This is a genomic window from Pseudomonas amygdali (assembly GCF_002699855.1).
Classification (GTDB): Bacteria; Pseudomonadota; Gammaproteobacteria; order Pseudomonadales; family Pseudomonadaceae; genus Aquipseudomonas; species Aquipseudomonas amygdali.
Window position 1 is genome coordinate 1 of the sequence record NZ_LKBW01000331.1, and the last position, 19922, is coordinate 19922.

Annotated in this window: 15 protein-coding genes and 3 pseudogenes; 8 read left to right on the forward strand and 10 right to left on the reverse strand. The window is 58.8% G+C overall.

Annotation, left to right across the window (positions count from 1 at the left end):
* Positions 1–191 (forward strand): annotated as a pseudogene (locus tag AO277_RS28830) (hypothetical protein); the annotation flags it as partial.
* Here the strand turns inward: AO277_RS28830 and AO277_RS27715 are convergent.
* The 10 genes from AO277_RS27715 to edd all read right to left on the reverse strand — a co-directional run bounded on the left by AO277_RS27715 (position 163) and on the right by edd (position 12155).
* Complete coding sequence (locus tag AO277_RS27715; protein WP_044319263.1) at positions 163–1038, reverse strand: D-hexose-6-phosphate mutarotase; 876 nt, start codon at positions 1036–1038, stop codon at positions 163–165. The pseudogene AO277_RS28830 and the gene AO277_RS27715 sit on opposite strands and share 29 nt — an antisense overlap.
* A gap of 108 nt (positions 1039–1146) precedes the next feature.
* Positions 1147–2508, reverse strand: coding sequence for a carbohydrate porin (locus AO277_RS27720; protein WP_002552322.1), 1362 nt, complete (start codon positions 2506–2508; stop codon positions 1147–1149).
* 126 nt (positions 2509–2634) lie between these two features.
* Entirely contained in the window at positions 2635–3801 is a 1167-nt protein-coding gene (locus AO277_RS27725) for an ABC transporter ATP-binding protein (protein ID WP_005732726.1), read from the reverse strand.
* A gap of 2 nt (positions 3802–3803) precedes the next feature.
* Entirely contained in the window at positions 3804–4649 is an 846-nt protein-coding gene (locus AO277_RS27730) for a carbohydrate ABC transporter permease (RefSeq protein WP_002552321.1), read from the reverse strand.
* Positions 4642–5550 (reverse strand): carbohydrate ABC transporter permease, encoded by a 909-nt coding sequence (locus AO277_RS27735; RefSeq protein ID WP_044319264.1) that lies wholly within the window; start codon positions 5548–5550, stop codon positions 4642–4644. Before AO277_RS27735 ends, AO277_RS27730 begins: the two co-directional genes overlap by 8 nt.
* Positions 5551–5654: 104 nt before the next feature.
* Positions 5655–6941 carry an ABC transporter substrate-binding protein gene (locus AO277_RS27740; RefSeq protein WP_044319265.1) on the reverse strand — a complete coding sequence of 429 codons (1287 nt, stop codon included), beginning with the start codon at positions 6939–6941 and terminating at the stop codon, positions 5655–5657.
* 169 nt (positions 6942–7110) lie between these two features.
* A complete protein-coding gene (locus AO277_RS27745; protein WP_044319272.1) occupies positions 7111–8517 on the reverse strand; it encodes an ATP-binding protein in 1407 nt (468 codons plus the stop codon).
* Positions 8518–8578: 61 nt separating this feature from the next.
* Positions 8579–9316, reverse strand: coding sequence for a response regulator (locus AO277_RS27750; RefSeq protein ID WP_044319266.1), 738 nt, complete (start codon positions 9314–9316; stop codon positions 8579–8581).
* 50 nt (positions 9317–9366) lie between these two features.
* Entirely contained in the window at positions 9367–10332 is a 966-nt protein-coding gene (locus AO277_RS27755) for a glucokinase (RefSeq protein ID WP_044319267.1), read from the reverse strand.
* Positions 10329–12155: a phosphogluconate dehydratase gene (edd, locus tag AO277_RS27760; RefSeq protein ID WP_044319268.1), complete on the reverse strand. Its 1827-nt coding sequence runs from the start codon at positions 12153–12155 to the stop codon at positions 10329–10331. Before edd ends, AO277_RS27755 begins: the two co-directional genes overlap by 4 nt.
* A 219-nt stretch (positions 12156–12374) precedes the next feature.
* Between edd and gap the strand changes: the two genes are divergently transcribed.
* The 7 genes and pseudogenes from gap to AO277_RS27795 all read left to right on the forward strand — a co-directional run bounded on the left by gap (position 12375) and on the right by AO277_RS27795 (position 19381).
* Positions 12375–13376: a type I glyceraldehyde-3-phosphate dehydrogenase gene (gene gap / locus AO277_RS27765; protein ID WP_002552314.1), complete on the forward strand. Its 1002-nt coding sequence runs from the start codon at positions 12375–12377 to the stop codon at positions 13374–13376.
* Between the two features lie 113 nt (positions 13377–13489).
* Positions 13490–14008, forward strand: a complete 519-nt coding sequence (locus AO277_RS27770; RefSeq protein WP_044319269.1) for an RNA polymerase sigma factor — start codon at positions 13490–13492, stop codon at positions 14006–14008.
* Between the two features lie 59 nt (positions 14009–14067).
* A pseudogene (locus tag AO277_RS27775) lies at positions 14068–15030 on the forward strand (FecR family protein); the annotation flags it as partial.
* A 123-nt stretch (positions 15031–15153) separates the two neighbouring features.
* A complete protein-coding gene (locus tag AO277_RS27780; protein ID WP_044319270.1) occupies positions 15154–17733 on the forward strand; it encodes a TonB-dependent receptor in 2580 nt (859 codons plus the stop codon).
* A gap of 116 nt (positions 17734–17849) precedes the next feature.
* Positions 17850–18465 (forward strand): annotated as a pseudogene (locus tag AO277_RS27785) (biliverdin-producing heme oxygenase).
* Positions 18462–18920 carry a YbaN family protein gene (locus AO277_RS27790; RefSeq protein ID WP_002552308.1) on the forward strand — a complete coding sequence of 153 codons (459 nt, stop codon included), beginning with the start codon at positions 18462–18464 and terminating at the stop codon, positions 18918–18920. The pseudogene AO277_RS27785 and the gene AO277_RS27790 overlap by 4 nt, the downstream one beginning before the upstream one ends.
* Positions 18921–19018: 98 nt before the next feature.
* Positions 19019–19381, forward strand: coding sequence for a DUF5064 family protein (locus AO277_RS27795; protein WP_044319271.1), 363 nt, complete (start codon positions 19019–19021; stop codon positions 19379–19381).
* Positions 19382–19922: the final 541 nt, after the last annotated feature.

Consider the following 19922-nt stretch of genomic DNA (forward strand, 5'->3'; position numbering starts at 1 on the left):
CCCCGGATCAGCGCCAGGACTCAGCCGTCACTAACGTCGCACTCTGCGTTGTCTGTTCCATCGCGATAGAAAAGCGCTTTTTCGGCAATGACTGCGGTCTTGACTATCGTGCCGACGCTCCGCGTCGGCATGCAGTTCGTGACGCTCCGCGTCACACGCAAATCACCCCGCCAGGCTGGCCTGCAATTTGAGTTGCACCTGCTCGCCCGGTTGCAGGCTGAAGGCGTCGCCGGAACCCGAAGCGGCTTCCACGCGCACAAAGCCTGCGGTTTCGCTGCCACACACTCCCAGTAGCGGTCTGTTGCCGGGGTGCCAGACAACTGTATTGGCGCTGTCGCCGGTGTCGATGTTCAGCCTGCGCTGCCAGGTCGGGTCCTGCAGTTGCAAGGCACCGGCATGTTCGAAGACTCGCTGGCAGCCGCCTGCCACACGTAATTCGCCTTGTTGCTGGCAGACCTGTCGGCTGAGTTCGTCATAACCCTGCGCCCCATCAAGGCCCTCAAGCGCGACTTCAGCCACATCGCCAATCCGCCAGTACGCATGCAGCGCATGGCTGAAATGACACGGCTCACTGTCCTCGTGGCGTGTGCTCAGACGCAACTCCATGCCCTGCCCCAGCTCGGCATGCAGGTCGACCTGCCAGTCCCACAGCTGTAAGCGCCAGTGCAGGCTGACGCCCTTTTCGCTCTCGCTGCTGTCGATCAGTTTCCAGTCCAGCAAGCGTCCCCAGCCGTGTGCCGGCCAGCCGCTTTCACCGGGGTGTCGGCCATACCAGGGCCAGCACACTGGCACGCCACCCCGAATCGCCCCCACCTGCGGCCATTGTGCAGCGCACCAGAGCCAGGGTTTCTGGCCTTGCGGCTGAAAATGCAGCAACTGCGCGCCCTGGCGACTGAAGACCGCCTGACACTGCGGATGATCGATAACCAGTACATCGCGCAGCTGGTGACGCTCCCACTCGAAAGTGGGTCTGGCACGTCGGGATCGGAAGAAGCGTTGCAATGGATGTTCAGGCAGTTGCGCGTCGAGAGAGGTCATCGCCAATCGCGTCCCTGAAAAATAAAAGGATCAAGCCAAAAAAAACGGGCAGCCAGGCTGCCCGCAAAGCACACACGACCTTTGATCGCGTTACGCGTCAATCAGTACTCAGAACTTCGACTGGATCTTGATGCCCGCCACAATCGCGTCATCAACCTGATCTACACCGCCAGGGTGCTTGACGTACTGCAGGTTGGGACGCACGGTCAGCCAGTTGGTAACGTGGAAGCCGTAGTAGATTTCCGAGTTGTACTCAGTGCTCTGGACCGGCAGGTAGCCAGGGTTGTCGTAGTCGTTGATGCCGCTGATCTGGTTGGCCAGACGCACACGATCCTGCACATCGTCGTTGACGTGGATACGGGCGATACCGATACCGATGTCATCTTTCGGACGCGAGTTGAACGGACCTTTGTACGTGAAACCGATCTGCTGGTAGTTATCGACGAAGTTGGTGGCCTTGTCGTGCACGGTAGCGTTGGCAAAAATGCTCAGGCCGCGCGATGCATCGCCATCGTGAGTCGTCAGCTGTTGCTGAGCAACAACCCACCAGCCGTGCTTGCTGTCATGCGACTTGAACGCAGCGCCGGTAGCTGCCTGTGGCTGACCGTTAACGTCTTCATAGACATCGTCGGCGTTGGGCGTGCTCTTGTAGAAGCCGACACGGTATTCACCGGGCAACGAATTGACGGTCGGGGTCCAGACCAGTTCAACCGGCAGGATCATACCTTTGGTGCCGCTGCCGCTGAGTTTGAAGCCGTTACCGGTTTCGAGGTTGGAGGGGTTCTGCTCATAGACGCCGACCTGTGCATACACTTCCGGCGTGATGTTGTACTTCACGCGCAAGGCCCACTGGCTGATTGGCCAGTTGTACCAGGTGTTCACATAGTTACCGACCTGCGAGCCGCAGAACGACAGGTTCTGGAAATCGCAAGGGAAGCTGTTGAAGTCTTCGCCCGGTCCGAAACGACCAGCCTTGACGTCCAGCGCGCCGTCAAAGTACTTCTGCTTGATCCACATTTGCGTCAGACGCCAGGTCTGGCCGCGACCCCAGACTTCCTGGGAGGAACTGAGGGTACCGGCACGAGGGTCGCCGATCCGGTCGTTGGAGATGTTGCGCCCGCTACGTTCGGTGATTGCCAGCTTGAACTCTGCGTCCTGCCAGCCGAAAGCCTTCTGCAAATCGACTTTCATGCCCAGCGCGAACTGGTCGCTGTAGCGGCCGGTCTTGTCGTCGTTGTAACCGCCCTTGATGTTGCTGGCCATCTCGGAAACGTATTCCAGCGAGAAGTCATAGCCCTTGTCGAGCAGTTCGGTACGCTTGCCGTTCCAGTCGCCGGTCATCCACGGTGAATCGACAGAAAATGCGTCGGCAGCATGAACGCTGCCTGCCAGCCCCATCGCACCCAACACCGACAGCGTGCTTACCAACTGGAACCGGGAAAGCGATTTACCTTTGTTGATCTTCTTCATCCCATCAATCCTCGTTTTATTGTTATTAGCTTTGGTAGACGTTTTGCTTCATTCACTGCTTCGTTTTCGCCGGTCGGCCGCGTCATTGTGGCAGTAGACAGCCGGCCAGCGATGCTCGGTGCTGAATCAATTTATCACTTGCGGCTCAACTGGAACATTGTTTGCACGTTCAGCCAAAGGTGGTGCCCCCAGAACTCCAAGACGCTCACCGCTCTGAGCATCGAAAATCAGCACCCTGGAAGGGTCGAACTGCAGGGTCAGACTTTCGCCCACCTGCGGTGCGACATCAGGCGCAAGGCGACAGCAGACCTTGCTCTGATTGAGCGTGACGAACACCAGCGTGTCCGGCCCGGTAGGCTCGGTCACCTGGACCTCGGCACGGATGGTCGGCATGCCATTCGACTCAGCGCCAGCAAGCATAATCTGTTCCGGCCGGATACCGAGAATGACTTCTCGATCTTCCAGCCCGGCATCGGATACCCCGACCGGCAGCTCGCAACGCGCCTGACCACTGTCGAGCAGCGCAATCAATTGGCCATCCTTGCGTTGCAGACGCAGCGGGATGAAGTTCATCGGCGGCGAACCGATGAAACTGGCGACGAACAGGTTGGCCGGATCGGTGTAAATCTGCTTGGGCGTACCGAATTGCTGAACGATACCGTCCTTCATGACCGCGACCTTGTCGCCCAGCGTCATGGCCTCGATCTGATCATGGGTCACATAGACGGTGGTGGTTTTAAGGCGCTGGTGCATCAGTTTCATTTCGGTACGCATCTCGACGCGCAACTTGGCATCGAGGTTGGACAACGGCTCATCGAACAGGTAGATCTTGGGACGACGCGCCAGGGCACGACCCATCGCGACACGCTGCTGCTGGCCACCGGACATCTGGCCCGGCTTGCGATTGAGCAAGTGCTCGATCTGCAACAGCTTGGCTACGCGAGCCACTTCCGCGTCGATGTCGGCTTGCGGCATCTTGCGGATCTTCAGCCCGAACGCGATGTTTTCACGCACGCTCATGGTCGGGTAAAGGGCATAGGACTGAAAGACCATCGCGATGTCGCGGTCCTTGGGGCTGGTGCTGCTGACGTCCTGGCCATCGATGAGAATCTCACCGCCGCTGATGCTTTCCAGACCGGCAATGCAGTTCATCAAGGTGGATTTGCCACAGCCGGAAGGGCCGACCAGAATCAGAAACTCGCCATCCTTGATCGACAGGTCGATGTTCTTGAGCGTGTCCGGCAAGTTGCTGCCGTAGGTCTTGTTGACGTTGCGTAATTCGAGAGTCGCCATGATTACCCCTTGACCGCGCCGGCCGTAAGCCCACGCAGGAAATACTTGCCAGCCAGTACGTAGACCAGCAGTGTCGGCAGGCCGGCAATCATCGCCGCCGCCATGTCAACGTTGTATTCCTTGGCACCTGTGCTGGTGTTGACCAGATTGTTCAGAGCCACAGTGATCGGCTGAGAATCGCCGCTGGAGAACACAACGCCGAACAGGAAATCGTTCCATATCTGGGTGAATTGCCAGATCAGGCAGACCATCACGATGGGCGTGGACATCGGCAGAATGATGCGGCCGAAGATCGTGAAAAACCCGGCACCGTCCAGACGCGCCGCCTTGACCAGTGCATCAGGAATGCTGACGTAGTAATTACGGAAGAATAGCGTGGTGAACGCCAGCCCGTAGACCACATGGACGAACACCAGCCCGACGGTCGTACTGGCCAGCCCCATCTTGCCGAGAGTGTAGGACGCTGGCAGCAGTACGGTCTGAAAGGGCAGAAAACAGCCGAACAGCAACAGGCCGAAGAACAACTCCGAGCCCTTGAAGCGCCACATCGACAGCACATAACCGTTGAGTGCGCCGATCGACGTGGAAATGACCACCGCCGGGACCGTAATCTTGATCGAGTTCCAGAAGTAGCCGTCAACGATATCCCAGGCCTTGATCCAGCCAATGACAGTGATCACGCTTGGCCAGCTCAGCAGGTTACCGGTGCCGATGTCTTCGGGAGTCTTGAAGCTTGTCAGCAACATCACTACCAACGGCACCAGATAAATCAGACAGGCCAGTATCAGCACGGCGTAAATCAGAACACGGCTGACGCTGATGCCCGGTTTTTCAACATGACTAGTCATGGCGCTTGGCCCTCAGCTCGGAATACAGGTACGGCACCAGAATCGCCAGAATCGCGCCGAGCATCAGAATCGCACTCGCCGAGCCCATACCCATCTGGCCACGACTGAATGTAAAGGAATACATGAACATAGCGGGCAGGTCCGAAGAATAGCCGGGGCCGCCGGCCGTCATAGCGGCTACCAGATCGAAGCTCTTGATGGCAATGTGCGCCAGAATCATGATTGCGCTGAAGAACACCGGACGCAGACTTGGCAGCACCACGCGCCAGTAGATCATTGGCAAACTGGCGCCATCCATTTGCGCAGCACGGATGATCGACTGATCCACACCGCGCAGTCCTGCCAGAAACAGAGCCATTACAAAGCCGGACGATTGCCACACCGCAGCAATGACCAGGCAATAAATAACCCGGTCGGAATCAATAAGCCAGTCCAGACGAAAGCCTTCCCACCCCCAGTCGCGCAGCATCTTGTCCAGGCCCAGGCCGGGGTTGAGCAACCACTTCCAGGCGGTCCCGGTGACGATCATAGACAGCGCCATCGGGTACAGATAAATAGTGCGAATCACGCCTTCACGACGGATACGCTGATCCAGCAGAATTGCCAGCAGTACACCGATCACCAGGCTGATCGCGATGAACATACCGCCAAACACAGCGAGGTTTTTGCTCGCCACCCACCAACGGTCGTTGTCCATCAGTCGCGAATATTGCGCCAGACCTGCCCAACTGTAAGTAGGCAGAAACGTCGAGTTAGTGAACGACAGAACGAACGTCCACAATATGTACCCGTAAAAACCAACCAGCACGATGAACATGCTGGGGGCCAGCACCAGTTTAGGTAGCCAGCGTTGCAGCGCATCCATTGGCGAGGCTTTGCTGATCGCAGCGACAGAGCTCATCGGGCGTTTCCCATCCGGTGTGTCGAATCAAGGCCGAGGCCGTGGGAGAAATCAACGACGGATTTCAACACCACGGACGGCGGTTACAGGCTATTAAAGACCAATCACTGGACTGATTTGACCGCGGTAGCGAGCTTCTTGGCTGTTTCTGCCGGGTCGGCTTTCGGGTCATTGATGTAGTTGGTGATCACGTCAAAGAAGGCACCCTGAACTGCCAGCGAAGTCGCCATGTTGTGCGCCATGCTTGGCTGAAGGCCACCGGTCTTCGCGTCGGCCAGTAAGTCCTTGGCAGCGGTCTGGGCGCAGGAATCAAAGCCATACTTGTCCATGTCGGCTAGCATGTCCTGGCGAACCGGGATCGAACCCTTGTTGATACTGAAGACTTTCTGGAAGTCCTCACCCATCGCGACCTTGGCCAGGTCCTGCTGAGCGGCAGTGGTGCCTTTGTCTTTCTGCTTGAACACCGCCAGCGAGTCGATGTTGTAAGTGAATGCCTTGTCGGTACCCGGGAAGGCTACGCACTGGTAATCCTTGCCGGCGACTTTCTTGGCGGCGGTCCATTCGCTCTTGGCCCAGTCACCCATGATCTGCATGCCAGCCTTGCCGTTGATGACCTTGGCAGCTTCCAGGTTCCAGTCCTGGCCCTTGCCATCGATATCCATGTAGGTGGCGACCTTTTTCAGCTCAGTCAGCGACTTGACCATGCCCTCGCCGGTCAGTGCGCCTTTGTCGAGGTCGACCAGCGCCTTCTTGTAGCCATCAGCGCCCATGACCGACAGTACAACGGCTTCAAACACGGTACTGTCCTGCCAAGGCTGACCGCCGTGTGCCAACGGAATGAAACCGGCTTTTTTCAGCTTGTCGCCCGCAGCGTAGAATTCTTCTAGGGTGGTGGGAGCCTTGTCAATGCCAGCCTTCTTGAAAACTTCAGGGTTGATCCACAGCCAGTTGACGCGGTGGATGTTCACCGGCACGGCAACGTAATCGCCGTAATACTTAACGGTGTCGGAGACTTTCTTATCCAGCAGAGAGTCCCACTTCTCGGCTTTGGCGACGTCTTTCAACGCGTCAGTGTCGAGCAATCCCATTTTGGCCCAGTCCTGAATATCCGGTCCTTTGATCTGCGCAGCGCCGGGAGGGTTACTTGCCATTGCTCGGCTTTTAAGCACTGTCATGGCAGCGGCACCGCCGCCACCACTGATGCCATCGCCCTTCCAGGTAAAGCCGTCCTTTTCAACCTGAGCTTTCAGAACATCGACCGCAGCCTTTTCGCCACCCGACGTCCACCAGTGCACAACTTCTACAGTGCCTTTGGATTCAGCGGCAGTAGCGCTCAGAGGGAACAACGAAGCGAGAGAGATGACAACAGCGAGACGTGACATGGAATTCATCGAATTGACCTTTCTTGTTGTTATGCATGAGCAAGTCTGATGCTTGCGCTTCGTAGGAGTCTAACCAAGCCTGAAGCGCCGACAGTAACGAAGGGACGCGCGATTGTCACAGGATGGTGACAATCGAACTCCCGGTGCAATCGCTAGCTAAAAGCCACTGTGCAGCGCGTCATTCCGCAGTTCTCGGCAGGTACAACGTTACCCGCAACCCACCCTCACGCAGGTTCTGCAGGCTGACTTCGCCACCGTGACTGTGGGCAATGTTGCGCGCGATACCCAGGCCCAGACCGTAGTCCTGCTGCTGATTGCCTGCCAGACGGAAATGCGGTTCGAAAACGTGTTCGAGACGTTGTTCGGGCACACCAGGCCCTTCGTCATCCACATGCAGGACGAAAGCCGTGGCGTTATCCTCGACTTTCAGATGAGCGCGATGGCCATATTTAAGGGCATTGTCGATCAGGTTGCCCATACAGCGCCGCAGCGCCAACGGCTTGCCGGGATAGGCAGCCTGAGCCTCGCCTTGCTGCGTGACCCGCCCATTGCCGTCAGCAAGCAGCCAGGGCTCGACCAGGCAATCAAGCAGTGCATTGAGGTCCACCGGCTCGATGTTTTCATGAATATCGGTGTCCTTGACGCACTGCAGCGCGCCTTTGACCAGCAATTCCAGCTCGTCCAGATCGCGACTGAATTTACGCTGCAGGTGCTCATCTTCCAGCAGCTCGACACGCAACCGCAGCCGGGTGATGGGCGTGCGCAGATCATGCGAGATGGCACTGAACAACTGACCCCGTTCGGTCAGGTAGCGGCTGATACGGGTGCGCATGGCGTTGAACGCACGGCTGACCTCGATCACCTCGCTGCCGCCGCCCTCGACCACCGGCTCGACGTCCGCGCCCAGTGACATGTCCCGTGCGGCCCGCGCCAGGCGTTTGAGCGGCCGGCTCTGCCAATGCACCAGCAAACCGATGAACAACAGCAAAAACATGCTGGTCAGGACGATGAATGAAACCTGCTGAAGGGGCAGCTCCTGCTCCTCCAGCGAGGTGTATGGCTCAGGCAGCAGAGAGGCAATGTAGAACCATTCACCGGGCGCCATTTCGATTTGCGTGACCAGCACCGGCGGGTTCACCGGTTCAAGTGTCAGCGCGTAATGCGCCCAGGAACGCGGCAGTTCATCGAGCTTCAGGCCGCTGTTGAAAATGCGCAGTTCATCAGGCCGCGCAAACCACACGGTGATGTCCGGCCCATTGCCCAGACGCTGGCGCAATACCTCGCCCACCACGTCCAGCACCGCCTGTTTGCGAGGCGTGGGCTGCATGATCTGCATATCCAACGGGTGATCGTTGAGCGAGACGACGAAACGGGTGCCGCCCATACTGCGCAGTTGATCCAGCACCATGGGCCGGTAGGCCAGCGGCAATGAGCGAAAGTAACTGACACTGGCGGCCATCGAGTAAGCGAGGCTGCGCGCGCTGGTCACCAGCCCTTCGGTCTGTGTGGCGCGCAACTGTGACAGCCAGATCACACTGGACAGTGTCTGAGCCAGCAGAACCGCCAGTAACGTCAACAGCAGCATGCGCCCCAGCAATGAGCGCGGCAGTGGCAGGCCGGTTCTTTTCGCTCCTGCCACCGGCGAGTTAATAGCCGTTGCCCGCTTGCGAGTTGACGTTCGCGGCCAGCAGATAACCACTGCCGCGAATGGTGCGGATCAGGCGCGGTGACTTGCCGGTATCGCGCAGACGCTGACGCAGCCGACTGACCGCCATGTCGACGATCCGCTCCAGCGGCATCAGCTCACGCCCGCGTGTGGCATTGCCGATAGTGTCGCGGTCGAGAATCTGCTGGGGGTTGTCGAGAAACAGCTTGAGCAGCGCAAAGTCGGCACCGGACAGAATCACTTCTTCGCCGTCATTGTGAAACAACCTGTGACTGACCATGTCCAGCCGCCATTCGTCGAACAGAATGACATCGCCGCCAGGACGCTCCTGACCGAACTGGGCGCGCCTCAACAGTGCCTTGATACGCGCTTGCAGCTCACGCGGACTGAACGGCTTGCCCAGATAATCATCAGCGCCCAATTCCAGGCCGATGACCCGGTCGGCTTCGTCCGAACTGGCAGTCAACATGATGATCGGCACATGCGGCTGGCGCGGATGTTGGCGGATCCATTTGCACAGACTGAAACCGTCTTCATCAGGCAGCATCACATCAAGGATCAGCAAATCACTGGGTTCTTCGTTGAAGGCGCGGCGAAAATCCGCGCCATCACCCACCGTGCGCACCTGAAAACCGGCACGACTCAGGTAGGCGTCCAGCAACTCGCGAATCTCCTGATCGTCATCCACCAGCAGGATCGATTTACTGACTGAACTCAAGTTGAGGCGTCCTTGTTTGACGGTGAATCTTTGTTGTTATGGGATGCTGCTCAGATCTGCGAACCGAAGGCCTGTTGCAGAGCGACGCCTGAGCCCATCAGGCCAGGGTACTCGGCGGTGACCAGCCAGACCGGCAGGTTCTTGAAATAGTAGCTCATCACGCCCTTCTCGGCCATGGCTCGTTTGAAACCGCTGTTGATGAAGAATTCAGTGAAGCGCGGCACCACACCGCCGACAATGTACACGCCGCCCAGGCTGCCCAGGGTCAGTACATTGTTGCCCACCACTCTGCCGAGAAACACGCAGAACTGCTCCAGCACGGCTGCGGCTACCGGGTCGCCCGCCAGCGCTGCCGAGGTGACAGCCGCAGGCGACTTGAGCACTGGCTCGATATCGTCCAGGGCGCAACTGACCTGATAGAGCAACAGCAAGCCCGCGCCACTGAGTACCACTTCAGCGCTGACATGCTCATGCTCAGCCATCAGGCGTGTCCATAACAGGGCCTCGCGTGCGGTGCCGATTGGCAGGTCAGCATGCCCGCCCTCGCCCGGCAGCGCCAGCCAGCGACTGCCGTCAAGCTTGATCAGCGTACCGATGCCCAGCCCGGTACCCGGCCCGACCACCACACGCGGCCGATCAGGCTTGCCTGCGCCAGGGCAAACCGTCAGGTATTCATCTTCCTTGAGCCGGGTCATGCCCAGCGCCATGGCGGTGAAGTCGTTGATCAGCAGCAGATGATCGACTTTCAGGTCGGCGCAAAATGCCTCACGGCTCAACTGCCAGTGGCTGTTGGTGAACTGGAAAAAATCGCCATCCACCGGTCCGGCCACGGCCAGGCATACGTGGCTGATATCACCACGCTGCAATTCAAGGTCCTGCAAATAGACTTCGATGGCCTTTTCCGGCCCGGCGTAGTCAATGGTCGGGAATACCCGGACAGAATGCAGCGAGTCGTCTTCCCAAATGGCAAAACGTGCATTGGTACCGCCTATATCACCGACCAGGGCCAACTTCACTTGAGCGTCTCCAGACTAGAAGTAAAGGCGCTGGCACCCTGCTCTGCGGAGCTGAAGGCCATGCGCATGAATCCAAAGAGCTCGCGGCCACAGCCGACACTGTTGTCGATCTGGTTGATGGCCGGTTCTCTGGCGGCCAATTCTGACGCTTCGACCAGAACTTGTAACGTGCCTTTTACGCCATCCACACGGATCACATCGCCATTGCGTACCAGCGCCAATGGGCCACCATCGAACGCCTCCGGGCAGACATGGATCGCCGCCGGGATCTTGCCCGAAGCGCCCGACATGCGTCCATCGGTGACCAGCGCAACCTTGAACCCGCGATCCTGAAGGACACCCAGAAACGGCGTCATCTTGTGCAGCTCGGGCATGCCGTTGCAACGCGGGCCCTGGAAGCGCATCACGGCGACGAAATCGCACTCCAGCTCGCCGGCCTTGAAAGCGTCGGCCAGCTCCTTCTGATCCTGAAAGACCTTGGCTGGCGCTTCGACGATCTGATGCTCCGGGGCCACTGCGGAGACTTTCATCACACCGCGGCCTAGGTTGCCCTCCATGACCCGCAGACCACCTTCCGGCGAGAACGGACGGGCGACCGGACGCAAAATGTTTTCATCAAGGCTTTCAAGCGGTCCTTCGCGCCAGACCAGCTTGCCATCCTCCAGGAATGGCTCTTTGGTGTAGCGGCTCAAGCCGTAACCGGCCACGGTATTGACGTTTTCGTGCAACAGACCGGCAGCCAACAACTCACGGATCAGGAACGACATGCCGCCAGCCGCCTGGAAGTGGTTGATATCGGCTTTGCCGTTGGGGTAGACGTGACTCAGGGTTGGCACCACTTCCGACAGGTCGGCCATGTCCTGCCAGGTCAGTTGAATGCCCGCGGCCTGGGCAATCGCCGGCATGTGCAGCGTGTGGTTGGTCGAGCCGCCAGTGGCGTGCAGGGCAACGATGGAGTTGACCAGCGAGCGCTCGTCGACGATTTCGCCGATCGGCATGAAGCTGCCGCTTTGCATGGTCAGACGCGTCACCTGGCGAGCTGCTTCGGCGGTCAGTGCATCGCGCAGTGGTGTGTAGGGATTGACGAACGAGGCACCGGGAAGGTGCATGCCCATGACTTCCATCAGCAGCTGGTTGGTGTTGGCAGTGCCGTAGAAGGTGCAGGTTCCCGGACCGTGATAGGACTTCATTTCCGAGTCGAGCAACTCTTCACGGCTGGCCTTGCCTTCCGCGTAACGCTGCCGTACGTCGGCTTTTTCCTTGTTGGAGATACCTGAAACCATCGGTCCGCCCGGCACGAAGATGGTCGGCAGATGACCAAAACGCAGTGCGCCCATCATCAAGCCAGGGACGATCTTGTCGCAGATACCCAGCATCATCGCGGCGTCGAACATATTGTGTGACAAAGCAACTGCCGTGGACATGGCAATCACTTCGCGACTGGCAATGGCCAGCTCCATACCCGGTTCACCCTGAGTCACGCCATCGCACATGGCAGGCACGCCGCCGGCAAACTGACCGACCGAACCAATGTCACGTAAAGCCTGTTTGATCTGGGCAGGAAAGTGTTCGTAGGGTTGATGCGCCGAGAGCATCTCGTTGTAGGAAGAGACGATTGCCACGTTGGCGGCGTTCATCAGACGCAGGCTTTGCTTGTCTTCTGGCCCGCAGGCAGCGACGCCGTGAGCAAAGTTGGCACATTGAAGCTTGCCGCGCATCGGGCCATCGCTCGCTGCGCCGCGAATCAATTGAAGGTAGCGCTGACGGGTATCGCGACTGCGGGCGATGAGTCGCTCGGTTACTTCAAGGACGCGGGGATGCATGTGATGAACTCCAGGCTAACGTCTAAGGTCACCCGTAAAGACGGTTCCGGTTTTCGAGCAGTGACGGGCGGGGAGCAGAACCCTGATCTCGATCAACCGGGAGGGCCTTTCAGGCTTTTAGTTGTAGATAAAACAAAATATTGCCACTAAAAAGGCTTGTTTTCTATTTCTATGAGAATAATCTTGTAATTCCAACAACAAATTCAGAAGGACGGCTGTATGACTCTTCGTATCGCAATCAACGGTTTTGGCCGCATCGGCCGCAACGTCCTACGCGCACTGTATACCCAAGGCTACCGCCAGGACCTGCAGGTCGTCGCCATCAACGATCTTGGCGACAGCGAAATGAACGCACACCTGCTGCGCTTCGACACCGTACACGGCCCTTTCAGCGGCACGGTCGAGTGCGACAAGGATAGCCTGACCGTCAATGGTGACCGTATTTCGGTCAGTGCCATTCGCAATCCGGCCGAGCTGCCGTGGAAGGCGCAGGACATTGATGTAGTGTTCGAGTGCACCGGCCTGTTCACCAGCCGTGACAAGGCAGCAGCGCACCTTACTGCCGGTGCCCGCAAGGTCATTATCTCCGCCCCGGCCAGCGGTGCCGATGCCACCATCGTCTATGGTGTCAACCACGACACGCTGCGTCAGTCGCACCAGATCATCTCCAGTGCATCCTGCACCACCAATTGCCTGGCCCCGGTCGCCCAGGTACTGCACCGTGAACTGGGGATCGAAAATGGCCTGATGACCACCATCCATGCCTACACCAACGACCAGAACCTGATCGATGTCTATCACACCGATCCGTACCGCGCCCGCTCGGCGACGCAGTCGATGATCCCCAGCAAGACCGGCGCTGCCGAAGCAGTGGGCCTGGTACTGCCGGAGCTGGCAGGCAAACTCACCGGCATGGCGGTACGCGTACCGGTCATCAACGTTTCGCTGGTCGACCTGACCGTGACCCTGAAGCGCGAAACCACAGTCGATGAAGTCAACGCGCTGCTGAAAGAAGCCAGCCAGCATTCCAAGGTGCTGGGCTACAACGCCCTGCCGCTGGTTTCCCACGACTTCAATCACAACCCGTTGTCGTCGATTTTCGACGCCAATCACACCAAGGTCAGTGGCAAGTTGCTCAAAGTACTGTCGTGGTACGACAACGAATGGGCGTTCTCCAATCGCATGCTCGACAACTGCCTGGCGCTGCACAACGCCGAGTAAATTCAGCGTCGCAGTGGGCAGCAGCGTAAGATAATTATTTACAGATGCAGGCTTGACCCGACCAAAAGATGAGAAGCATTATCATTTGCTCACATCTCTGGTCGGGCCTCTCTGTGTCGCAGTCACGCTTCAACGATGTCTTTCTGGCCCAGCGCCCGGTTCTGCTACGCACCCTGCAACGCATGGTCGGCAACCAAAACGCTGCCGAAGACCTGCTTCAGGAAACCTGGCTGCGCGTCAGCCGTGCATTGACCGAACACCCCGTCGACCACCTTGAACCCTTCGTCTTTCAGACCGCCCGCAACCTGGCGCTGGATCATTTGCGTGCGCGGCGTATTCATGGCCGGACCATGCTCGAAGATGTCTCACCCGCCCAACTCGAAAGCGTCGTAGCCCAGATGGGCTCGCCTGAGGACGCTGCGCATGCCAAGCGCCTGCTTGAAAACCTGAGTGCCAGCCTGAGTACGTTGAGCCCGCGTCAGCAGAAAATCTCTACCCTCAGCCGCCTCGATGGCCGCAGTTATCTGGAAATCGCCGAGCAGCTTCAGGTCTCCGCCAGTACTGTCCAGAAAGAACTGAAACTGATCATGGCCATCTGCGTAGGCGTCCTCTCAAGACTTGACCCGCCCTGAACCCTGCCGCACGCTGCCAGACTCTTATCGATACAGTTTCAGGATTGCCGAGGAACACTGTGGCCCCGAGAACCGAACGCCCGCACGCGATTGCGCAGGACGTGTTGAGCAATGCTGCAATGGATCAGGCACTGACCTGGCTGGTCGAACTGGAAAGCGCAGACGCCATCCGGCTTGCCCGTTTTCAGGAATGGCTGAACGCCGATCCGGAACACGCACGCGCCTTCGATAAGGCCCGGACACTCTGGAATTCACAGCCGGTTCAGCACGCCGCCGAAAGCATCGCGCAACCCCGCAAGCCATCGGCGTGGCAACGTGTCCGTGCGCAATGGATACCTCTCGCCACTGCAGCGGTGTTGCTGTTGGGGCTGTTCAGTTTCAGCAATCTGCCGCTGCGCCTGCAGGCCGATCACCTGACGATAGTGGGTGAGCGCCAGCGCCTGGAACTGGCAGACGGCTCGAAAGTGCTGCTCAACACCGACTCGGCGTTCTCCAGTCAGGTAGGTGAACAGCGGCGCTCTGCTCGCCTGCTGCAAGGCGAAGCATTCTTCGATGTCAGTTCCAGAGCGGGCGTGCCACTGGAAATCGAAGCCGGACCGGTGCGCATGAGTGCCAACAGCACCGAATTTTCCGTGCGTTATCTGAACGGCGTTGCCCAAGTAAAAGTGCAGCGCGGCGCTGTCGACGTGCGTGCCACACGCGGCGACTCCAGCGTCAGCCTGGGGGCCGGAGAAAGCGTTCGCGTGGGGCCTGCTGGCTTCGGGCATCGTGAAAAGCTTGACCCGGTCAGGGATTTCGCCTGGGTGCAAGGTCGACTGATCTTCGACAACCGTCCGCTGAGCGAAGTGCTGACCGAGCTGCGTCGTTACTATCCCGGCTGGATCATCAACACCAACCCGCAACTGGATCGTGTGGCGGTGACCGGAAACTATCGCCTGGACAACCCGCTCGACGTGGTGCGGTCGCTGGCACAGATCACCTCGGCAAGCCTTCACGAAATGCCCGCGCTGGTGATTCTCAACAGAAGAAAAGTTTTTTTTTCGATAGCGACTGCCCGTTCGTCTAGCTATAGCCAATGCAACTGATTCTCATTTTGAAACGGTTTGTAAACACTATAACGAGCAACACCCCAGGGAGCGCTACCGATGTCATCCACGTTCACGCCTGCCGCCCAACCATGCGTACGGCTCACGCTATCTCTGCTGACACTTGCAGTGCTGGGCGCCAGTCTACAGACGGTCAACGCCAGTGCTGCCAGTGAAAGCACCCAGGCGGCACGTTCGGCAGGCACCTACAACTTCTCGATTGGCCAGCAATCGCTGGTGTCGGCACTCAATGAATTCAGCCGCATCACCGGCTGGCAGGTGGGCGTGTCATCGGATCTCGCGCAAAACGTCACCTCCCAGGGTGCCCGCGGCAACCTGAGACCTGCGCAGGCGCTGGACACCCTGCTGGCCGGCAGCTCGCTGAGCTATCGCAATCTGGGTAACAACAATGTAGTGCTGGAAAGGCGCACCGCAACCGTCGGCGTCATGGCCCTCGATCAGATCACCCTAAGCGCCACGCGTCAGGCACAGGATGTCGCCACGGTACCAAGCACCGTCAGCGTGCATTCCCGTGAAGAACTGGACCGCAGCAACGTCAACACCATCCGTGATCTGGTGCGCTACGAGCCGGGGGTTTCGGTGGGCGGCGCAGGCCAGCGCGCAGGCACAACCGGCTATAACATCCGCGGCATTGACGGCAACCGGATACTGACTCAGGTCGACGGCGTGGAAGTCCCGGACAGCTTTTTCACCGGTCCTTATGCGCAGACCCATCGCAACTATGTCGACCCGGAGATCGTCAAGCGCGTGGAAATCCTCCGCGGTCCGGCCTCGGCCCTGTACGGCAGCAGCGCAATTGGTGGGGTGGTCAGTTATTACACGCTGGACCCGGATGACATCATCAAGCCCGGCAAGGATGTCGGCGCACGCCTCAAGACCGGTTACAGCTCGGCAGACGAAAGCTGGTTGAACTCGGCCACTGTCGCAGGCCGTCAGGGCGAGTTTGACGGCTTGCTGCACGTGAGCCAGCGCAATGGTCATGAGACCGAATCCTATGGCGAAACAGGTGGCACAGGCCTGAGCCGCACCGAAGCCAACCCTGAGGATGCGCGCAGCACCAACGTGCTGGCCAAGCTGGGCTGGAATTATACCGACGGTTCGCGTCTGGCTCTGGCCTACGAAAAGTACAAGGACGACCGCGACAGCAACCTGAAAAGCGCAGTAGGCGGGCCGTTCACCAACGGCAGCGGGCTGGGCATGTATCAATCGCGCGAGGGTAACGACACCATCACCCGCGAGCGCTTCGGGGTCGAAAACAGCTTCGCCGTCGATAGCCTGCTGGTCGACAACCTCAAGTGGAGCCTGAATTACCAGACCGCAAAGACTGATCAAAACACCCGGGAGCGGTACTTTCCGTTTTCCCGAGATGTCATTCGTGATCGCGACACGCACTATCAGGAAAAGCAGTGGGTATTCGATGCCCAACTGGACAAGGCATTCTCTATCGCCAGCACGGACCATGTGCTGACCTACGGTACGACGGTAAAGCAGCAGAAAGTCACCGGGCTGCGCAGCGGCAGCGGGACCTGTGCACGCGTATTCGGCTCCTGCCGCGTGGTCGGTGCAGACAGCCCGAGCGACCGTCTGGCCGCGACGAGCGATTTCCCGGACCCGACCATCACCAGCTATGCGCTGTTCGCCCAGGATCAGATCAGTTGGAACGACTGGACCTTCATGCCCGGCGTGCGTTATGACCACACCACACTCGACCCGAAGTTCACGCCAGAATTTCTCAGGTCGGTCAGCCTGGCCGACCCAGGTCAGGGCAACGACGAAACGCGGACATGGCATCGCTTGTCGCCCAAGTTCGGTGTGACTTATGCATTCAGCGACGCCTACACCTGGTACGGCCAGTATGCCGAAGGTTTCCGCACACCGTCGGCCAAGTCACTTTATGGACGCTTCGAAAACCCGACGGCAGGCTACGTGGTTGAGCCCAATCCGAACCTGGAGCCGGAAACCAGCAAAAGCTATGAAACCGGTTTACGCGGTCGCTTCGAAGCGGGCTCGTTCGACATCGCGGTGTTCTACAACAAATACCGTGACTTCATCAACGAGGACGCCATCACCCCCGGTTACAGCGAACTCACGTTCCAGTCCAACAACATCAAGCACGCAACCATGAAGGGCGCGGAATTCAAAGGGCGCATCAATCTCGACAGCATCGGTGCGCCAAACGGTCTCTACAGCCAGGCATCGGTTGCCTACGTGCAGGGCCGCAACAACGATACAGGCGAGCCAATCAACAGCGTCAACCCGCTGACCGGTGTGATCGGCCTGGGCTATGACCAGAATGACTACGGCGGCCTGCTGAGCTGGACGCTGGTCAAGCGCAAGAATCGCGTGGATGACAGCAATTTCCACACGCCGGACGGCACCTCCAGTCAATTCAAGACCCCGGGCTACGGCATTCTGGACCTGAGCGGCTACTACAAGGTCAGCAACGATGTGACCGTCAATGCGGGTCTGTACAACCTGACCGACAAGAAATACTGGCGCTGGGATGATGTGCGCGGCTACGACGGCGTGGGCGAAGCTGGTGTGACGGCGCCCGCTAATCTGGATCGCCTGACCCAACCGGGACGCAACTTCAGCGTCAACGTGGTGTGGGACATATGAACCCGAAAGTAGCGTAAAGCCCGTCGCCGAGCACATCGGCGGCAGGCTTTTTTACGCTTTCGGGTGCAGCTATTCGTCTATTCAACAAGCCCCCTTTTTCAGCAAAGAAGAACTCGATGACCCTTGATCAGAACCGACCGACTCTGCGTTCGCAACGCCTGAATCAGATTACCCACGCGCCGCACGAACAGCTCGACAAGGCGGTCAAGGCACATGCGCCGTTTGAAACCCTGGCCAGCTACGCTCGCTTCGTGGTTGCTCAATACCTTTTTCAGACGGAACTGCAAAGCCTGTACAACGAGCCTGCGCTAGGGGCGATCATCAACGACCTGCCGGCCCGCTGCCGCGCAGAACAGGCCGGGGCGGATCTTGCCGACCTGAAACATGGATCTTCCCCTGCCGGTGGCTGGCGCAGTACAAACGCCGAGCACCGCAGAAGCGCTCGGCTGGCTATTTGTTTCCGAAGGTTCCAAGCTGGGTGCTGCATTCCTGATCAAACGTGCTGAAGCCTTGAACCTAAGCCACAGCTTTGGTGCCCGGCATCTGAGCGAGCCTGCCGGAGGCCGCGCAGCAGGCTGGAAGACCTTTGTCAGGACGCTTGACGAGCTGTCGCTGACCGCCGAGCAGGAAGCAGCACTTGATCGAGGCGCCATTGCCGCATTCGAGCGTTTCAATGTCCTGCTGCAACACGCCTACGCCGATGCCCCGGTTGCAGACATGGCACAGGCATGAAAAAGCGCCCGGTGCTTTTAAGCTGGCCGGGCTCCCCGAACCTGCCTGTAGAGACCATGACGTACAAACCACCCGGCTCAAAACTCTCGCGCCTGTTATACGGCATCCTCGCCTATGTCGCCCTCGGCATCGGCATTGTCGCGATCTTCATTCCCGGCTTGCCGACCACCGAGTTCATTCTGCTGGCGGCCTGGGCGGCGACACGCAGCTCGCCGCGTCTGAATGCCTGGCTGGAAAACCATCGTGTGTTCGGCCCGATTCTGCACAACTGGCGCAACGGCAGACTGGTCGCCCGCAAGGCCAAGATCAGCGCCACCATCAGCATGCTGGTCTGCGCCGTGGTGATGCTGAGCCTGATCGGCCACGCCTGGTGGCTTTATCTGGCTCTTACCGGTATGGCGCTGGGTAATCTGTGGATATGGTCGAGGCCGGAACCGGACAAGATCGATCGTTGAGCGCAGGCATGATGCGAGCGGCACCCTGCACGAGGCTGAACCGTCCGGTCGCGAGGAGTGTCAGACTGAACACACTCAACACTTGATGGAGTCACTTCATGTACGAGCCAGGCCATCTGCACCTCACCCACGTGGCGCTTCAACCGTCGGATATCAGCTACGACATCCACTTGCGCTACAACGTGGAGGAAGATCCCAAGCAAGGCACGTGCACGTCCATGCACTTCACCATGCAGGGCGAAATCAACGGCAAGCCGTTCGAAGAGCAGTTCCAACTGCCCCGTGACCTCGCCTTCAACTTCGCCCATGACGCCAGTCGCATCGCGATCAGACACGGCTTGCCCAACTCGGCCGCACTGCCCATCGCCCAGCACAAGGACTACGACCGAATGTTCGCGGACATTCGCGACAAACTCCACGCCAAATCAGGCGACCCGGTCAAGCCGGAGCATCTGGAGTAAGCGCCAGGCTCCTCTTGGCAACGGGAGCACGAGGTCCGGAGAATACCAGCGTGCAGTAGCGTGAGACCCGGAGAAGATCATCGTGCCCATGCTCCGCGTGGGTATGCCGTTCCGGACGCTCTGCGTCCTCTCCTGAATATGCGGCGTAGCGTAAATCCATGACGCAGAGCGTCAAGAAGGGCATTCCCACGCTGGAGCGTGCGGAACGATAGGTGTACGGCAGAACACCAGCGTGCAGTAGCGTGAGGAACGACGCTCCGCAGAACACCATCGTGCCCATGCTCCGCGTGGGTATGCCGTTCCGGACGCTCTGCGTCCTCTCCTGAATAAACAGCGTGGCGTAAATCCATGACGCAGAGCGTCAAGAAGGGCATTCCCACGCTGGAGTGGTATGCCNAACAGCGTGGCGTAAATCCATGACGCAGAGCGTCAAGAAGGGCATTCCCACGCTGGAGTGGTATGCCCCCCGAAGGTTGGACAATTATCCACTTACGCTGCCTTGGCGGCCTGCATCCTGAATTCCACAGGACTCAGGCCGTTA